14 protein-coding genes are annotated in these 14,620 nt (G+C 64.9%); 5 read left to right on the top strand and 9 right to left on the bottom strand.

The window, feature by feature from the left end; translation table 11 throughout:
• Positions 1-166 precede the first annotated feature (166 nt).
• The 3 genes from KVT37_RS08065 to KVT37_RS08055 are packed head-to-tail and all read left to right on the top strand — an operon-like array spanning position 167 to position 3,334.
• Positions 167-1,207, top strand: coding sequence for a class II aldolase/adducin family protein (locus tag KVT37_RS08065; RefSeq protein ID WP_217571438.1), 1,041 nt, complete (start codon positions 167-169; stop codon positions 1,205-1,207).
• A 4-nt stretch (positions 1,208-1,211) separates the two neighbouring features.
• The gene (locus KVT37_RS08060) at positions 1,212-2,486 is read left to right on the top strand and encodes an FGGY-family carbohydrate kinase (RefSeq protein WP_217571436.1); all 1,275 of its coding nucleotides are present in this window, start codon (positions 1,212-1,214) and stop codon (positions 2,484-2,486) included.
• The gene (locus KVT37_RS08055; protein ID WP_217571434.1) at positions 2,483-3,334 is read left to right on the top strand and encodes a TIGR01459 family HAD-type hydrolase; all 852 of its coding nucleotides are present in this window, start codon (positions 2,483-2,485) and stop codon (positions 3,332-3,334) included. The genes KVT37_RS08060 and KVT37_RS08055 overlap by 4 nt, the downstream gene beginning before the upstream one ends.
• Position 3,335: 1 nt before the next feature.
• Here the strand turns inward: KVT37_RS08055 and KVT37_RS08050 are convergent, their stop codons facing one another.
• The 7 genes from KVT37_RS08050 to KVT37_RS08020 form a co-directional block, all read right to left on the bottom strand.
• Positions 3,336-4,403: an ABC transporter ATP-binding protein gene (locus KVT37_RS08050; protein WP_217571432.1), complete on the bottom strand. Its 1,068-nt coding sequence runs from the start codon at positions 4,401-4,403 to the stop codon at positions 3,336-3,338.
• 3 nt (positions 4,404-4,406) lie between these two features.
• Positions 4,407-5,255 (bottom strand): carbohydrate ABC transporter permease, encoded by an 849-nt coding sequence (locus KVT37_RS08045; protein ID WP_217571430.1) that lies wholly within the window; start codon positions 5,253-5,255, stop codon positions 4,407-4,409.
• The gene (locus KVT37_RS08040; RefSeq protein ID WP_217571428.1) at positions 5,255-6,178 is read right to left on the bottom strand and encodes a carbohydrate ABC transporter permease; all 924 of its coding nucleotides are present in this window, start codon (positions 6,176-6,178) and stop codon (positions 5,255-5,257) included. Before KVT37_RS08040 ends, KVT37_RS08045 begins: the two co-directional genes overlap by 1 nt.
• Before the next feature lie 190 nt (positions 6,179-6,368).
• Entirely contained in the window at positions 6,369-7,646 is a 1,278-nt protein-coding gene (locus KVT37_RS08035) for a sugar ABC transporter substrate-binding protein (RefSeq protein WP_217571426.1), read from the bottom strand.
• 25 nt (positions 7,647-7,671) lie between these two features.
• Positions 7,672-8,874, bottom strand: a complete 1,203-nt coding sequence (locus KVT37_RS08030) for a PLP-dependent transferase (protein ID WP_217571424.1) — start codon at positions 8,872-8,874, stop codon at positions 7,672-7,674.
• Positions 8,871-9,602 carry a FadR/GntR family transcriptional regulator gene (locus KVT37_RS08025; RefSeq protein WP_217571422.1) on the bottom strand — a complete coding sequence of 244 codons (732 nt, stop codon included), beginning with the start codon at positions 9,600-9,602 and terminating at the stop codon, positions 8,871-8,873. Before KVT37_RS08025 ends, KVT37_RS08030 begins: the two co-directional genes overlap by 4 nt.
• Before the next feature lie 118 nt (positions 9,603-9,720).
• Positions 9,721-10,428: a DJ-1/PfpI family protein gene (locus KVT37_RS08020; RefSeq protein ID WP_217571420.1), complete on the bottom strand. Its 708-nt coding sequence runs from the start codon at positions 10,426-10,428 to the stop codon at positions 9,721-9,723.
• A gap of 100 nt (positions 10,429-10,528) precedes the next feature.
• Here KVT37_RS08020 and KVT37_RS08015 point away from each other — a divergent pair, with 100 nt between their 5' ends.
• A complete protein-coding gene (locus tag KVT37_RS08015) occupies positions 10,529-11,476 on the top strand; it encodes a GlxA family transcriptional regulator (RefSeq protein ID WP_217571411.1) in 948 nt (315 codons plus the stop codon).
• On the opposite strand, the gene KVT37_RS08010 is transcribed toward KVT37_RS08015, so the two are convergent.
• A complete protein-coding gene (locus tag KVT37_RS08010; RefSeq protein WP_217571409.1) occupies positions 11,429-12,475 on the bottom strand; it encodes an AraC family transcriptional regulator in 1,047 nt (348 codons plus the stop codon). The two genes, KVT37_RS08015 and KVT37_RS08010, sit on opposite strands and share 48 nt — an antisense overlap.
• A 169-nt stretch (positions 12,476-12,644) precedes the next feature.
• Between KVT37_RS08010 and KVT37_RS08005 the strand changes: the two genes are divergently transcribed.
• Positions 12,645-13,682, top strand: coding sequence for an alpha/beta hydrolase (locus tag KVT37_RS08005; RefSeq protein ID WP_254633873.1), 1,038 nt, complete (start codon positions 12,645-12,647; stop codon positions 13,680-13,682).
• Between the two features lie 36 nt (positions 13,683-13,718).
• Here KVT37_RS08005 and KVT37_RS08000 read toward each other — a convergent pair whose 3' ends face one another.
• The gene (locus KVT37_RS08000; RefSeq protein WP_217571405.1) at positions 13,719-14,618 is read right to left on the bottom strand and encodes an aldose 1-epimerase; all 900 of its coding nucleotides are present in this window, start codon (positions 14,616-14,618) and stop codon (positions 13,719-13,721) included.
• Between the last annotated feature and the right edge of the window lie 2 nt (positions 14,619-14,620).

Here is a 14,620-nt window from a genome sequence, read left to right as displayed (position 1 = left end):
AGTTTTCATGGCAATTGGTGCAACTTACTCAACATTAAGCGAATTGCAAGCCGGTTTTGACGATACTAGATCACTATTGACGTAGATCGCTCGCATCTGCGATATCAGCACCAATCATTCTCCCGCGATCGTGCGGGACCGACCGAGCCGTTGGAGGAAGATCGCCATGGCGACCAAAGCTGATGCGCAGGAACTGGCTGCCTTGCGGGCGCTTTCGGCCGCCATCGGCGCCAATCCGCATCTGACCCAGGCCGCCGGCGGCAACACATCGCTGAAGGCCGGCGACACGCTGTGGATCAAGGCCTCCGGCACATGGCTGAAGGATGCGCTGACCGACGACATCATGGTGCCGGTGGCGATGGTCCCGCTCATCGAGGCGGTCGAACGACGCGATCCGACCGCCGACAAGCCGCAAGCCTTCGCCATCGATGCGCTCAATCCGCGCGGCTTGCGGCCGTCGATCGAGACCACCGTGCACGCGCTGATGTCGCAGCGCGTGGTGCTGCATGTCCACTGCGTCGACACGATCTCGCTTGCTGTCCAGACTGATTGCGAGGCCGAGGCCGGGCGGCGTCTCCAGGGCATCGAATGGGCCTATGTCCCCTATCGTCGGCCGGGCTTGCCACTTGCCCAGGGCATTGCCGAGCGCCTCCGGCCCGGGGTCGACGTGCTGATCCTCGGCAATCACGGGCTGGTCGTCGCGGCGGAGACCGTTGCCGAAGCGGAGCTCCTGCTGCACCGGGTCAGATCGCTGCTGGCGCGCCCGGCGCGGAAGACGGCGACCCCTGACATCGCGGCGCTGACGGCGCTTGCCGGCGACAGCGGCTACCGGTTGCCGGCGGATCTTGAGGCGCATGCGGTGGCGCTCGACGCGGACAGTTGCCGAATGGCCGAGGCCGGCAGCCTCTATCCGGACCACGTCATTTTCCTCGGCCGAGGCTCCGTGGTGGCAAGGCCGGGCGAGCAGGTTGCAGACGTCGCCTCCCGGCTGGGCGCAAACCCTGTCGCGATCCTCTTTCCCGGCGCCGGCGTGCTGATGCGCGGCGACGCCGGCTCCGGCGCGGACGCCATGCAGCGCTGCCTTGCCGACGTGACCGCGCGGATCGACAGTACGGCTCCATTGAACTATCTCACCGCCGCCGAGAATGACGAGCTGGTCAACTGGGATGCCGAGCAGTATCGCCAGAAACTCAATGCCGCGGGTTAGGTGAATGGTGCCACTTGCAGTAGGCATCGACATCGGCACTTCCGGCTCGCGCGCTGTCGCGATGCGTCCGGACTTCTCCATCGCCGCGAGCGCCGCCGTGCCGCTCGAGCGCTTCGGCGTGAACGGCCGCGATCCCGCTGTCTGGTGGGCCGCGGTCGAGGCGGCGCTGAGGCAACTCCTCTCGCAAATCGACCGCAACGCGGTGCGGGCGATCGCCGTCGACGGCACGTCTGGCACCGTGCTGCCAGTCGATAGCGCCGGACGGCCGCTGGCCGAGCCGCTGATGTACAACGACAAGGTTCCAGAAGAAGCGGTCCTCAGCGCGATCGCCGGCACCGCGCCGGAAACCAGCGCCGCGCATGGGGCGACCTCCGGCCTTGCCAAGGCGCTCTGGTTCCAGCGCCTGCCAGGCATCCATGTCGTACTGCACCAGGCCGACTGGATCGCCGGACAATTGTCGGGCCGCTTCGACGTCAGCGACGAGAACAACAGCCTGAAGACCGGCTACGATGCCGAGGCGCGGCGCTGGCCGGAATGGATCGCGGCGACCGGCATGCATATGGAGCTTCTGCCTTCCGTCGTCCGCCCGGGCAGCGTGACCGGCGGGCTTACGGCTGCCGGCGCCGACTTGTTCGGGCTTGCACGCGATGTCGCGGTGGTCGCCGGCACGACGGATGGCTGCGCCTCTTTCCTGGCGACGGGCGCGGCGGCGGCCGGCGACGGCGTCACCGCGCTCGGATCGTCGCTGACCATCAAGATCCTGTCCGACCGGCCGATCTCGGCGCCGCGCTACGGCATCTACAGTCATCGGCTCGGCGATGCCTGGCTGGCGGGCGGCGCGTCGAACACCGGCGGCAAGGTGCTCGCCCAGCATTTTTCGCTCGCGCGCATCATCGAGCTGAGCGCGGCGATCGACCCGGCGACCGAAACGGGCCTCGACTATTATCCGCTCGGCTCGCCCGGCGAACGCTTTCCCATTGCCGATCCTGCGCTGCCGCCGCGGCTTCTGCCCCGACCGCAATCCGACGCCGACTATCTGAAGGCGATGCTGGAAGGCGTCGCGGCCATCGAGGCGCTCGGCTACCGCAGGCTTGCCGAGCTCGGCGCACCCCGGCTGACATCGGTGCGCAGCGTCGGCGGCGGTGCCGCCAATGCCGCGTGGACCGCGATCCGGCGGCGCAAGCTCGGCGTCGGCTTCTCAGCCGCGCTCTCCGACGAGGCAGCGGCAGGCACGGCAAGGCTGGCGCTGATGGGCGCAAAAGAGGCGAGACTGCTGTGAGCGCGAAGCACGCCATGCATCTCGACGGGGTCGCAGCGCTCGCCGAACGCTACGGCGTGTTCCTGCTCGACCAGTTCGGCGTGCTGCATGACGGGCAGCAGCCTTATCCGGGTGCGGTCGAAGCGCTGTCGGCGCTGAAACGGGCCGGCAAGACGGTGGCGCTGATCTCGAACTCCGGCAAGCGGGCGGAGCCCAACGAACGACGGCTGCTGAAGCTTGGTTTCGAAGCGGGAAGCTGGGACCATTTCGTCTCATCCGGCGAGGTGGCGTGGCGCGACTTCGACAGGCTGGTGGCATCTCGAAACTTCCGCCTGGGCACGAAGTGCTTGCTGATCAGCCGCGACGATGACCGATCGGCGATAGAGGGCCTGCCGTTCAGACTGGCCAAAGACGGCAACGACGTCGATCTGGTGTTGATTTCCGCGAGCGAGGGCGACCGCTACGACCTCGACCACTATCGTGAGCTGCTCGCACCGGCGGCGGCGCGGCGGGTTCCGTGCTTCTGCACCAACCCGGATCGGATCATGCTGACCGCGGCCGGGCCGCGCTTCGGCGCTGGCGAGATTGCCGACCTTTATCAACAGCTCGGCGGCAGCGTCACGCGCATCGGCAAGCCTTATCCGGCGATCTACGAAGCGGCGCTGGCGCTTGCAGGAAACCCGGAGCGTGGCGACGTAGTCTGCGTGGGCGACAGTGTCGAGCATGACATAGCCGGCGGTACCGGCGCAGGCGTCGCGACCGCGCTGGTGCTGTCGGGGATATTGGCCGATGCCGGCGACCTGACCGGGCTGTTCGAAGAGTTCGGCGCGTGGCCGGACTACACGCTGGACGTCTTCCGCTGGCGCTGACCTAATTTATGCGATTACCACTCTTCGGATCGAAGAGATGCAGCGCCGCGGGATCGGCGGCGAGGCGGATGGTGTCGCCCGGCCTCACGTCGCTGCGGCCCATGACGAAGACGCAGATCTGCTGGTTGGCCAGCCTGACATAGAACTGCGTCGACAGGCCGAGCGGCTCGACCACCTCGACCTCGGCCTTCAGCGTGCCATCGTCGACCAGCTTTATGTGCTCCGGCCGCAGACCGATGGTGAGATCGTCACCATCCTTTAGCGGGAGGCCATCCGGCAACCGCAACTTCTGGCCATCGGCTAATAGGGCATCCGCCTTGCCGCCCTTGGCAAATTTCGCCGGCAAAAAGTTCATGCCGGGCGAGCCGATGAAGCCGGCGACAAAAGTGTTGGCCGGCCGGTCGTAGAGCTCGAGCGGATGGCCGACCTGCTGCACATAGCCGTCATGCATGACGACGATGCGGTCGGCCATGGTCATCGCCTCGACCTGGTCGTGCGTGACATAGACCGACGTGGTCTTGAGCTGCTGGTGCAGCGCCTTGATCTCGGCGCGCATATGGACGCGCAATTTGGCGTCGAGATTGGAGAGCGGCTCATCGAAGAGGAACACTTTCGGGTCGCGCACGATGGCGCGGCCCATGGCGACGCGCTGGCGCTGGCCGCCGGAAAGCTGGCGCGGCAGACGGCCGAGATAGGCGTCGAGGCCAAGCCGCTTGGCGGCGGCGCCGACGCGGCCGTCGATCGTCGTCTTCTCGGCCTTCTTCAGCATCAGGCTGAAGCCCATGTTCGAGGAGACGTCCATATGCGGGTAGAGCGCATAGGACTGGAACACCATGGCGATGTCGCGGTCCTTGGGCGCGACATCGTTGACCAGGCGCTCGCCGATATGGATCTGACCGCCGGTGACCTCCTCGAGGCCGGCGATCATGCGCAGCAGCGTGGACTTGCCGCAACCGGACGGGCCGACCAGCACAACGAACTCGCCATCGGCGATTTCCAGATCGACTCCGTGCAGGATGCGCAGCGCGCCATAGTCCTTTTCGACGTTTTGCAGCGTGACGGAAGCCATCTTTTATCCTTTGACCGCGCCGGCGGTAAGGCCGGTGACGAGATAGCGTTGCAGGAAGGCGAAGAAGACGCAGACCGGGATCAGCGCCAGGATGGAGGCCGCCATCATCTGCCCCCAGTCGACGGCGAATTTGCCGATGAAGGTAAGCAGGCCGACGGCGAAGGTCTTCTGCTCGTCGCTGGAGATCAGCATCAGCGCGAACAGCAATTCGCTCCAGGCGGCGGTGAAGACGAAGCCGAGCGTCGCCCCCATGCCGGGCAAGGTCAGCGGCACGATCACGCGGCGCATCGCCTGGGTGCGCGTGCAGCCGTCGATCATCGCCGCCTCCTCCAGGTCTTTCGGGATGCCGTCGAAGAAGGACTGCATCAGGAAGGTGGCGAAGGCGGTGTTGAAGGCGGTGTAGATGATGATCAGCCCGATCAGGCTGTTGGTCAGGCCGAGATCGCCCATGATGCGGTAGATCGGCGGGATGACCATGACCAGCGGAAAGGTCTGGGTGAGCAGCAACAGGATCGCCAAGGTCGCCTTGCCGCGGAAAGTGAAGCGCGACATGGCGTAGCCGGCGAGCGTGGCGATGACCGTGACAAACGCGGCCGTCGACACGGAGACGATGACGCTGTTCAGGAAATAGCGCGGGAAGTCGGAGGCTTCGAGCACGGTGGCGAAGTTCTGAAACGTCGTCTCAGAAGGCCAGAAGGTGATGCCTTCGGAATAGAGCAGGCGTTCCGGCGTCACCGAGATCTTCAGCGTCCAGAAGATCGGGAACAGCGCGAAGATCATGTAGGCGGCGATTGCCGCGTAGAGGCCGAAGCCGCCAATGAGGCGCGAGGAAGTGGAGCGACCGGCGATCATCAGACGTGCCTCACCAGCGTGCGGCGGATGGCGATGAGCCCGATGGCGTAGGCGATGAGCAGCACCAGAAGCAGCACCGCCACCGCCGAGGCATAGCCTTTGTCGAGCGACTTGAAGGCGCTGACATAGATGTAGACCGGCACCGTGCTGGTCGAGCCGGCCGGCCCGCCCTCGGTCATGACGAAGATCAGGTCGGCGAAGGTGGCGATCCAGATGGTGCGCAGCATGACGGTGATGACGATGGTCGGCGCCAGGAAGGGCAGCGTCACCTTGGTGAAGCGCTGCCAGGGCGAGGCGCCGTCGATAGCCGCGGCTTCATGCAATTCGGATGGGATCGACTTCAGCGCGGCGAGCAGCGTGATGGCGAAGAAAGGGATGCCGAACCAGATGTTGGCGACGATCGGCCCCCACATGGCGGTGGCGGGGTCGGAAAGCACATTGGTCGGCTCGGCCTTCAAGCCCAGCGCGAACAACCAGTGCGGCAGCGGCCCGATGATCGGGTTGAACAGCCAGGCCCAGGTGAGGCCCGAGAGGAAGGACGGCACCGCCCAAGGCAGGAACACCACCGCCTGTACGACCTTGCGCCCGTAGAACGGCTTGTCGAGCAGCAGCGCGAGGCCCAGCCCAAGGAAGAACTGGAAGAACAGGCTGGCGACAGTCCACCACAGCGTGTTGACCAGCGCCTGGCCGAGCACCTGGTCAGAGAGCATCGCCTGGTATTGGGCAAGGCCGACATATTGCGACTTGAAGGCCGAGAATTTGCGGAAGGAATAGCTGATGCCGATGATCAGCGGGACTAAGAGCACCACGACCAAGAGAACGATAGCCGGCGAAAGATAGAGCCATGGTTCGATCGCGGCCTTCGTCAGCCGTTGCTTTCGCGGCCGGGCGGCGGATCGGATTTCGGACACTGCGTAGGTCATGAATCTTTGGCTCTACGGTGGTGGATTGGGAGCTGGCGTAAGCGACAGCGTCCTTCTCCCCGTTTACGGGGAGAAGATGCCGGCAGGCAGATGAGGGGCGGCGCGAACTTACGAAGGTATGGCGCTGCCCCTCATCCGGCCCTATCGGGCCACCTTCTCCCCGTGAAACGGGGAGAAGGGAAAGGAGATGTCACTTCTTGTTCTTGGCCAGCCAGTCCTGCTGTTCCTTGGTCAGGAACGTGGCCCATCCGTCAGCCGCCTCCTTGGCGGTCTTCTGGCCGAGCAGCACTTCCTGAAAATTCTTGATCGCCACCTGGTCGACGAAGTTGCCGAGGTTTTCGAGATGGGTCGGCGGGGTCACCATTTCATATTTGGAGCTGTCGCTGAGCTCGGTGAACCAGCCCTTGAACTGCTCGGTCTTGAAATGGGCATCCTGGTCGGCGCCGTTGTGGATCGGCACGACGCCGACTTCCTTGGCCCATTCCAGATTGTCCTTCGGTGACAAAAGCGTCGCCATCAGCTTCCAGGCCTCATCCTTGTGCTGGGAATTGGCGAACATCGCCCAGCCGGCATAGCCCAGCGTCGGATAGGATTTGCCGCTCGGGCCGACGGGCAACGGCGCCACGGCGAAGTCGTCGGCGCTCATCTTGTCGGCGATGCCGAGCAGCGCGTCGGGATCCTGGTTGAGCATGGCGCAGGTGCCGGAATAGAAGCCGGTGACCGTTTCGTTGAAGCCCCAGCTCACGGCGTCCTTCGGCGCCAGGCCGTTCTTGTACATGTCGGCCAGCATCTGCAGGCCCTTGACCGAGCCCTCGTCATTGATGGTCGAGGTGCCGTCTTCGTTGAAGTAACCACCCTTGCCCGCGGCGATGTTCATGAACATGTGCATGCCGTTGAAGGCGCCGGGGCCGCCGCGCAGGCAATAGCCGTATTTGCCGGGGATGGCCGAGATCTTCTTGGAGTCGGCGACGAATTCGTCGAGCGTAGCGGGCGGGCCGTCGAGGCCGGCTTGCTTGAACAACTTCTTGTTCCAGAACAGCGCGTTCACATAGTAGCCGTAGGGGATCATGAACTGCGTGTTGTTGACGGTCGAGCCGAACTGCTTGGCGCGGTCGCCCAGCGTCTTGGCGTCGTCCCACTTGGCCATATAGGGGCCGAGATCCTCGAGCTGGGCGTTGTTGGCATAAAGCCCCATCCAGCGTTCCGGCATCTCGACGACGTCGGGCGTGTCGCCGGCCTGCACCATGGTGAGGAATTTTTCGAAGGCCTGGCCCCAGGGCAGCGAAACCACCTCGACCTTGATGCCGGGATTGGCGCTTTCGAATTCGGCGATCTGCTTCTTCAGGAATTCGGTGCGCGGCGGGCTGGTGATGACCTCGACCAGCTTGATGGTGGTATCGGCCAGCGCGCCGCTGGCGGAAATCGCCAGGCCGGCGACGGCGGCAAGCATGAAGGTCAGTCTTTTCATCTTCAGGACTCCCATTTTGATCCGTTTATTTTTTTGACTTGTCGAAGGCCTGGACGATGTCGGTCCAGAGATCCTCGACATTTTCCAATCCGACATTGAAGCGGATGGTTCGGGGGCTGACGCCGAAGCGCGCCATCGAATTGATGCCCGGGGTCTGCTCGAGCGAGGCCTTTGCCGGCACGACCAGGCTTTCATGGCCGCCCCAACTGACGCCTATCCGGAACAGCTTCAGCGCATCGACGAAGGCCGGGATGTCGACATCCTCGGCGACCTCGAAGGAGAACAGCCCGGCATAGCCGGCAAGCGTCTTCTTGCCGGGATGGTTGGAATAGGCGGGATGGTTGACCCGCTCGACCTTGCCATGCGCCTTCAGCCGCTCGGCAAGAATCAACCCGCTTTTCATGTGATGCGGCAGCCTGAGCGGCAAGGTGCGTAGGCCGCGCAGCAGCAGCCAGCCCTCGAAGGGCGACAGCTTGGCGCCAAGCTGGGAATAGGTCTGCTCGTTGATGTGCTTGATGTGGGCGGCCGAACCCGCCACCACGCCGGCGACGGTGTCGCTGTGACCGCCCAGATATTTCGAAGCCGAATGCAGCACCAGATCGACGCCATGCGTGATCGGCTTCTGGAAGACGGGGCTGGCCCAGGAATTGTCGATGGTGGTGACGATGCCCTGCTCCTTCGCCAGCCGGGCAAGATGCGCGATATCCTGCAGCTCGAACATCATCGAGGTCGGGCTTTCGAGGTAGAGCAGCTTGGCGCCCGGAAGGGCGGCGGCAACGGCGTCGGGATCGGAGCCGTCGACATAGTCGACCTTGATATTGAGGCGCGGGAAGAGGCGTTCGAACAAGCGGTAGGCGTCGCCATAGCAGTTGCGCACGGCAAGGATGCGCTCGCCGGCGCCGACGAAAGCGAGCAGCGTGGCGCTGATCGCCGCCATACCACTGGAAAAGCCGCGCGCCGCTTCGGCGCCTTCCAAAGCCGCGACGCGCGCCTCGAATTCCATCACCGTCGGATTGTCGCCGCGCGAATAGATCGGCTGCTTTCTCCTGCCGGCGAAGGTGTCGGCCATGTCGGCGTAATTGGCGAAGGTGAAGAGCGAGGTCTGGTAGATCGGCGGCACCACGGCACCGCCCGGAAACGGATCGTCATGCGCCAGAAGCGTCGCCGCCTCGCCGAGATAGTCGCTAGCCAGCGAAGCCGGATCGAGGGTGTTGGGCTGCTCGTTCATCTGCGGTCCGAAAGTTTGAGGTTGGCGGCGCCGCGCTTCAGATCGTCCTCGACGGTGGCGATGAGCTTCAGCGCCTCGGCGCGGGCGCCGTCGGGGTCACGCGCGGCGATGCAATTGAAGATGGTGCGGTGATAGGGAAAGCTGGCGTGGCCGAAATCGCGCACGCCGAGCGGATGCTCCCAGAAGCGGTGGAACATCTCGTACATGGCGGCGATGATCTGCTCGAACAGCGGATTTCCCGAGGCGCGGAAGACCGCCTGGTGGAATTCCCAATCCTCGTCCGAGGACATGCCGGCGCGGGTCTGGAAGGCCTCTTCCATGAGGTCGAGCTTGCGCTCGATCTCGGCGATCTCGGCCTTGCCGGCGCGAATGGCGCAAAGTGCTGCCGCCTCGGCCTCCAGCGCGCGGCGGATCTCCAGCGTGGACATCAGGCCGGCGAAATCATTGCCGCCGGCCAGCGTCAGCGGCATGTGCAGCATATCGGGTGAAACGGCGGCCTTGAGATAGGTGCCGGAGCCCTGCCGCCGCTCGACGAGGCCGAGCCCCTCCCAGCGGGTGAGGGCCTCGCGCACCGTATTGCGGCTGACCTTGAGACGCTCGGCGAGGATGCGCTCGGTCGGCAGCTTTTCGCCGGGACCCAGAGCTTCCTGCCGAACGAAACCCGCCAACGCCTTCAGCACCGCGTCATCGCGGGCCGTCGTCTGGATCGGAGGCAAAAGATCGGTCAAGCCAGAGCCTAAAGTGGTTCAATGGTCCAACCAATTTCTGCACAGGCGGAAAGATGTGTCAACAGTCGAAATGGGGCAAGAGCCGAATGGCGAGATATCCGCCATCCGGCCGGTCGGTTCAGGCGCGGATGCGCTTTGGCTCGGCAGCCCTGCGCTCTTGCCGCCAGCGCGCGAACATCTCCTCGCGAGCCCGCCTCGAACCCGAAAGCCGCTCCTTGGCTTCCGCCAGGACGGCCGGCGAGGCCTCAGCGGGCGTACCCGACCTGAAGGGAGGCGCCGGCGCATATTCGAGCGAGAGTTGCACGACCTCGGCTTCCGCCTGTCCGAGCAGCCTTGCGACCAGCGCCAGGCCGAAATCGATGCCCGAAGTGACGCCGCCGGCGGTGATCAGCTTGCCGTCCTCGACGATACGCGCATCGACCGGGATCGCGCCGAATTCTTCTAGGAAATCATGCGCATACCAGTGAGTGGTGGCGCGCTTGCCCTTGAGCAATCCGGCAGCGCCAAGCACCAGGGCGCCGCTGCACACCGAAGTGATGTAGCGCGCCTGCGCCGCGCGCTCCCAGACGAAATCGAGAACCGCCTTGTCCTCCAGCAGCGCGTTGACGCCGCCTCCGCCCGGAATGCACAGCACGTCGAGAGGCGGGCAATCGTCGAAGGTCGCTGTCGGCGTCAGCGAAAGCCGCGTCGACGACATCACCGGATCGCGATCCTTCCAGATCAGTTCCACCTCGGCGCCCTTGGCAGTCGCCAGAACTTCATAGGGCCCGGTGAGGTCGAGCTGCTGAACGTTGGGGAAAACGAGAATGCCGAAACGAAGGGACATGGAAATCTCCGTGGGTTGACTGGGTAAGTTGACTTGGGGGCAATCTACGGCATCATGCTTTGGCACGATCGCCAATCATCCCTCGTTTCAGGCCAAAGCCATGCGCCGCATCGAAATCCTCGCCTATCCCGACATCCAGCTCCTCGATGTCAGCGGGCCGCTCCAGGTTTTTGCCAGCGCCAACGACTTCAGGACGCAGGCCGGCGAAGCGGCCGCCTATGACGTCGTCGTCGTCGCCGCTTCGCCGCGGATCAGGACATCGTCCGGCCTGGTATTGGAGGCCGCGGCGCTGCCGGCGCACGGGACCGCGATCGACACGGTGATCGTGCCCGGCGGCTGGGGCGTCAACGCGGCCTGCGAGGATACTGAGCTGGTGCAGTGGATCATCGGCCGCTCGCGCGATGCCACGCGAACAGCCTCCGTCTGCAGCGGCGCCATGCTGCTGGCTGAGGCCGGCCTGCTCGACGGCCGCCGCGCGGTGACGCATTGGGGACGTTGTGCGGAGTTCGCCCGGCGCTTTCCGGCGGTTCGGCTGGAGCCCGACCCGATCTACATTCGCGACGGCAATGTGTGGACCTCCGCGGGTGTGACGGCGGGCATCGATCTGGCGCTTTCCTTCGTGGAGGCCGATCTCGGCCGGCGCATGGCGCTGGCGGTGGCGCGCGAGCTGGTCGTCTTCCTGAAACGCCCCGGCGGCCAGGCGCAGTTCAGCCAGACCCTGAAATTGCAGGAAGGCGATGGGCGCTTCGACCGGCTGCATGGCTGGATCCTGGATAATCTCAGCGCCGACCTTTCGCTGGAGCAGCTGGCCGACCACGCCAATATGAGCCGGCGCAGTTTCTCGCGGCACTACCAGGAGGCAACCGGGCGAACACCTGCCCGCGCCATCGAGGAGATCCGCATCGAAGCGGCCCGGCGGATGCTGGAGCGGGGGCAGACGGTCAGTCAAACGGCCCGTCGCTGCGGCTTCGGCTCGGAGGAAACGATGCGGCGCGGCTTCCTACGCGTCCTCGGCACCAACCCGCGCGACTACCGCGAGCGTTTCTGAGCGCGATCGCTCGCGCCATGAAGCGGGGCTGAGCGACGTGACGCGCCGGAACTCGCGGTTGAAATTCGATTTGGTCTGGAAGCCTGACTCGAGCATCGCCGAGGTCACCGACATGTCGGTTTCGCTGAGCAGCCTGCAGGCTTCGGCGATGCGGAAATCATTGATGAATTGCGAGACGTTCTTGCCGGCCTGCCGGTTGACCGCGCCCGATATCTGACGCGCCGGAACGCCGGCACGGCGGGCCAGCCGCGACAAAGTGAGATTTTCGTCGCGCGCCAGTTTCTGCTCGGCCAGGAGGGTGCGGACCCTGTCGAGAACCTCGCGATCCTGCGCGACCGACGACGGCGCTTCGGGCTCCTCGGCGGCCGCGGATTGAGGCTGCGCGCGTGCCGCGGCGATGGCTGTCAGCCCGATGAGGAACAGGCCGAGAAAGTTCGCATTGCTGACGATGAAGGCCGCATTCTCGCCCCTGCTCCATTCGAAATCCATCAGTATGGCGAAGTCGAAAAAGGCCGAGACGCAAAGCGCCAGGGCGGCGATGACGAGCGCGCGGTGCGCCGCGACCGCGCCGTCGAGACGCGCCTCGTCCAGCGCATCGGGGCCGGCGCGGCTGAGATCGAGCACCGCCAACGCATAGCCGACAAAGATCACGATCATGGCGGCGTCGATCAGGGCCGGCGCGAACAGCACCAGGGCGAGCATCAGGCCAGGCGCGGCCGCATGCAGCCAGCGAGTGCTGTCCGCCTTGGCGGCACTGCGGTGGATCAGGCTGCGAAACCCGGCCAGGACGATGGGCGGCAGGCAGCTCGCAACCACCGGCAGCACATAGCGCAGCGCCGTCATGTCGTAGCCCCAGCGCAGACCGAGAAGCACCGACTGCAGGATGCACAGGCCGACCAGGGCAAGGAATGGCCGGCTCGGCTGCTCGGCGCGCAGCATGCGAACAAGCAGGACCAGCAAAAGCAGGGCGACGACAAAGGGAAGCGGAACGAAAATCACGGGCAATCTCAAGGGCAAATCGGATGCATGGATAATGGCCCGGATCGCGATTGAGAACGACCTCGATCACGATCGAGGACGCGATTTGGGGATGTTGTCGGCAAATCATCGCCGGTCTTTTCAACCGAGCGAGGCTCTTATGACATTCTCCCGTATCCTTTCCGCAGCAATGCTCACAGTCGTTTTCACCGCCACCGCCCAGGCCGCCGAGGTCGGCATGCGCGAAATCTCCGTCGCGGCGCCGGAACGCGGCCGCGATCTCCAGGTGTTTGTCTGGTATCCGGCCGAGGCCGGCGGCGAGGCCATCGTGCTTGGCGACAACAAGGCCTTCAAGGGTGTGCCGGCCTTCAAGAATGCGCCGTTGCTCAAGGGGCGCTTTCCCCTGGTCGTGCTATCGCACGGATCGGGCGGCCGCGTGCAGGGCATGGCCTGGCTGGCGACGGAACTGGCCAAGGCGGGCTTCATCGTGGCCGGCCCCAATCATCCCGGCACGACCAGCGGCGACTCGACGCCGGCCGACACGCCGAAACTGTGGGAACGCACCAAGGACCTCTCGGCCGTGATCGACGCGATGACCGCCGACCAGACATGGGGCAATGTCGTCGACGGCGACAGGATCGGCGTGCTCGGCTTCTCGCTCGGCGGCGCCGCGGCGATGGAGATCGCCGGCGCCCGCGCCAGCCTCGACGCCTATGCCCATTATTGCGACGAATACAGGAAATGGGACTGCGTTTGGTATGCGGGCGGCATCGGCTACCGCGACGACGCGGTCGTGCATGTCGACAAGCTCGACCTCAGGAAGGTCGACAAGGCGCGCTTCGAGCAGTCGAATCTCGACCGCCGTATCAAAGCGGCCGTGCTGGTCGATCCTGGCCTTGCGTTGGCCTTCGACGCCGCTAGCCTGAAGGCGATCGCGATCCCGATGGACTTCATCAATCTCGGCAGCGCCGACACGATCCCGCTAGGAGTCGTCGCCGACAAACTGGCCGCGATCGCGCCGCGAGGTACATATGCCAATGTCGAAGGTGCCATCCATTTCAGCTTCCTGCAGGAATGCAAGCCGGGCGGCGCCGAGCTGCTGAAGGAAACGGGCGAGGTCGACCCGATCTGCGCCGACGGCGGCAGTCGCTCGCGCGCCGACCTTCACACCGAGTTGGTCGGCCTGATACGCGACGACCTGCAGCGGAGCTTGCAGGGTCCTATGTGATCCCGGCCTCTCGATATCAGACTTCCGCGACCTCCATCATGGCGGACCCCTCATCGCGCTGCACGACAGCGTCATCGAGACCGCCATGCCCTGTCCCGGCGCCAGCACCGTAAGGCCGCCAAGCGCTGAAAGATTCTGGCCGTTGGGGGAGTGGCTCATCGGCTCGAAGCAGAAGAAATCCTCGCGGTAGTGCGGATCGAACTTGGTGTCGGAGACGAACAGGAAATAGCGCGACAGCGCCGGGGCGGTTTCGATGTCGAGCCGTATGCGCCGCTCCGCCCAGACGATGGAGGCCGCGCCGTGCCAGCCTTCAAAGCCGTTGTTGACCCAGCGGCGCGGCAGCGTCTTCGGCCGGCTGAAACCCAGCGTCTCGGGGATGGCCATGCGGGCATCGGGAAGCCAGCCCGCCTTCTCTGTCCAATAATCGGTCGCCGTCGCTTCAAGCGTGGTTGCCGGCGTCAGCGGGAAGAATGGATGCCAGCCGAGGCCGAAGGGCATCGGTTGTGTCCCGAGATTTGTCACGCCGAGCGTCGCTCGAAGCGTCGTGCCGTCGCATTCGAAACGCTGCGTTGCCCGGTAGCGGTAAGGCTCGCCCTGAAAGTCGAACGACAGCGATGCAAGCGCTTGCCGGCGTTGATCGACGGTCCAGTCGGCGAGCCAGCCATCACCGTGGAGGTAGTGCGAGTCCCAGGGTATGTTCGGCGCCAGACTATGCTCGACGCCGTCGAAGACAAAACGGTTGCCTTCGACCCGGTTACCGAACGGCACCAGCGGAAAACAGCCGGCCTTCAGCGGGTCGCGGTCCGAACCTTCGGGCGGGGGGCGCAGCAGCGGTTGCAAACCAGCGCCAAGATCGGCTTCCAACCGCCAGATGCTCCCGCCTTGCGTCGAGATCACGCAGCGCAGGCGATCGCTGGCGATATCGATATCGGCCATCG

Origin of the sequence: Mesorhizobium sp. GbtcB19, from assembly GCF_019091085.1 — a bacterium.
Lineage (GTDB): Bacteria > Pseudomonadota > Alphaproteobacteria > Rhizobiales > Rhizobiaceae > Mesorhizobium.
Note: the sequence above shows the minus strand (reverse complement) of the source record. Positions and strands in the feature narration are given on the sequence as shown.

Bases quoted from the DNA above. Each gene is read 5' to 3' on its own strand.
- KVT37_RS08065 (WP_217571438.1), top strand. From the start codon at position 167: ATGGCGACCAAAGCTGATGCGCAGGAACTGGCTGCCTTGCGGGCGCTT.
- KVT37_RS08060 (WP_217571436.1), top strand. From the start codon at position 1,212: ATGGTGCCACTTGCAGTAGGCATCGACATCGGCACTTCCGGCTCGCGC.
- KVT37_RS08050 (WP_217571432.1), bottom strand. From the start codon at position 4,403: ATGGCTTCCGTCACGCTGCAAAACGTCGAAAAGGACTATGGCGCGCTG.
- KVT37_RS08045 (WP_217571430.1), bottom strand. From the start codon at position 5,255: ATGATCGCCGGTCGCTCCACTTCCTCGCGCCTCATTGGCGGCTTCGGC.
- KVT37_RS08040 (WP_217571428.1), bottom strand. From the start codon at position 6,178: ATGACCTACGCAGTGTCCGAAATCCGATCCGCCGCCCGGCCGCGAAAG.
- KVT37_RS08035 (WP_217571426.1), bottom strand. From the start codon at position 7,646: ATGAAAAGACTGACCTTCATGCTTGCCGCCGTCGCCGGCCTGGCGATT.
- KVT37_RS08030 (WP_217571424.1), bottom strand. From the start codon at position 8,874: ATGAACGAGCAGCCCAACACCCTCGATCCGGCTTCGCTGGCTAGCGAC.
- KVT37_RS08020 (WP_217571420.1), bottom strand. From the start codon at position 10,428: ATGTCCCTTCGTTTCGGCATTCTCGTTTTCCCCAACGTTCAGCAGCTC.
- KVT37_RS08015 (WP_217571411.1), top strand. From the start codon at position 10,529: ATGCGCCGCATCGAAATCCTCGCCTATCCCGACATCCAGCTCCTCGAT.
- KVT37_RS08005 (WP_254633873.1), top strand. From the start codon at position 12,645: ATGCTCACAGTCGTTTTCACCGCCACCGCCCAGGCCGCCGAGGTCGGC.
- KVT37_RS08000 (WP_217571405.1), bottom strand. From the start codon at position 14,618: ATGGCCGATATCGATATCGCCAGCGATCGCCTGCGCTGCGTGATCTCG.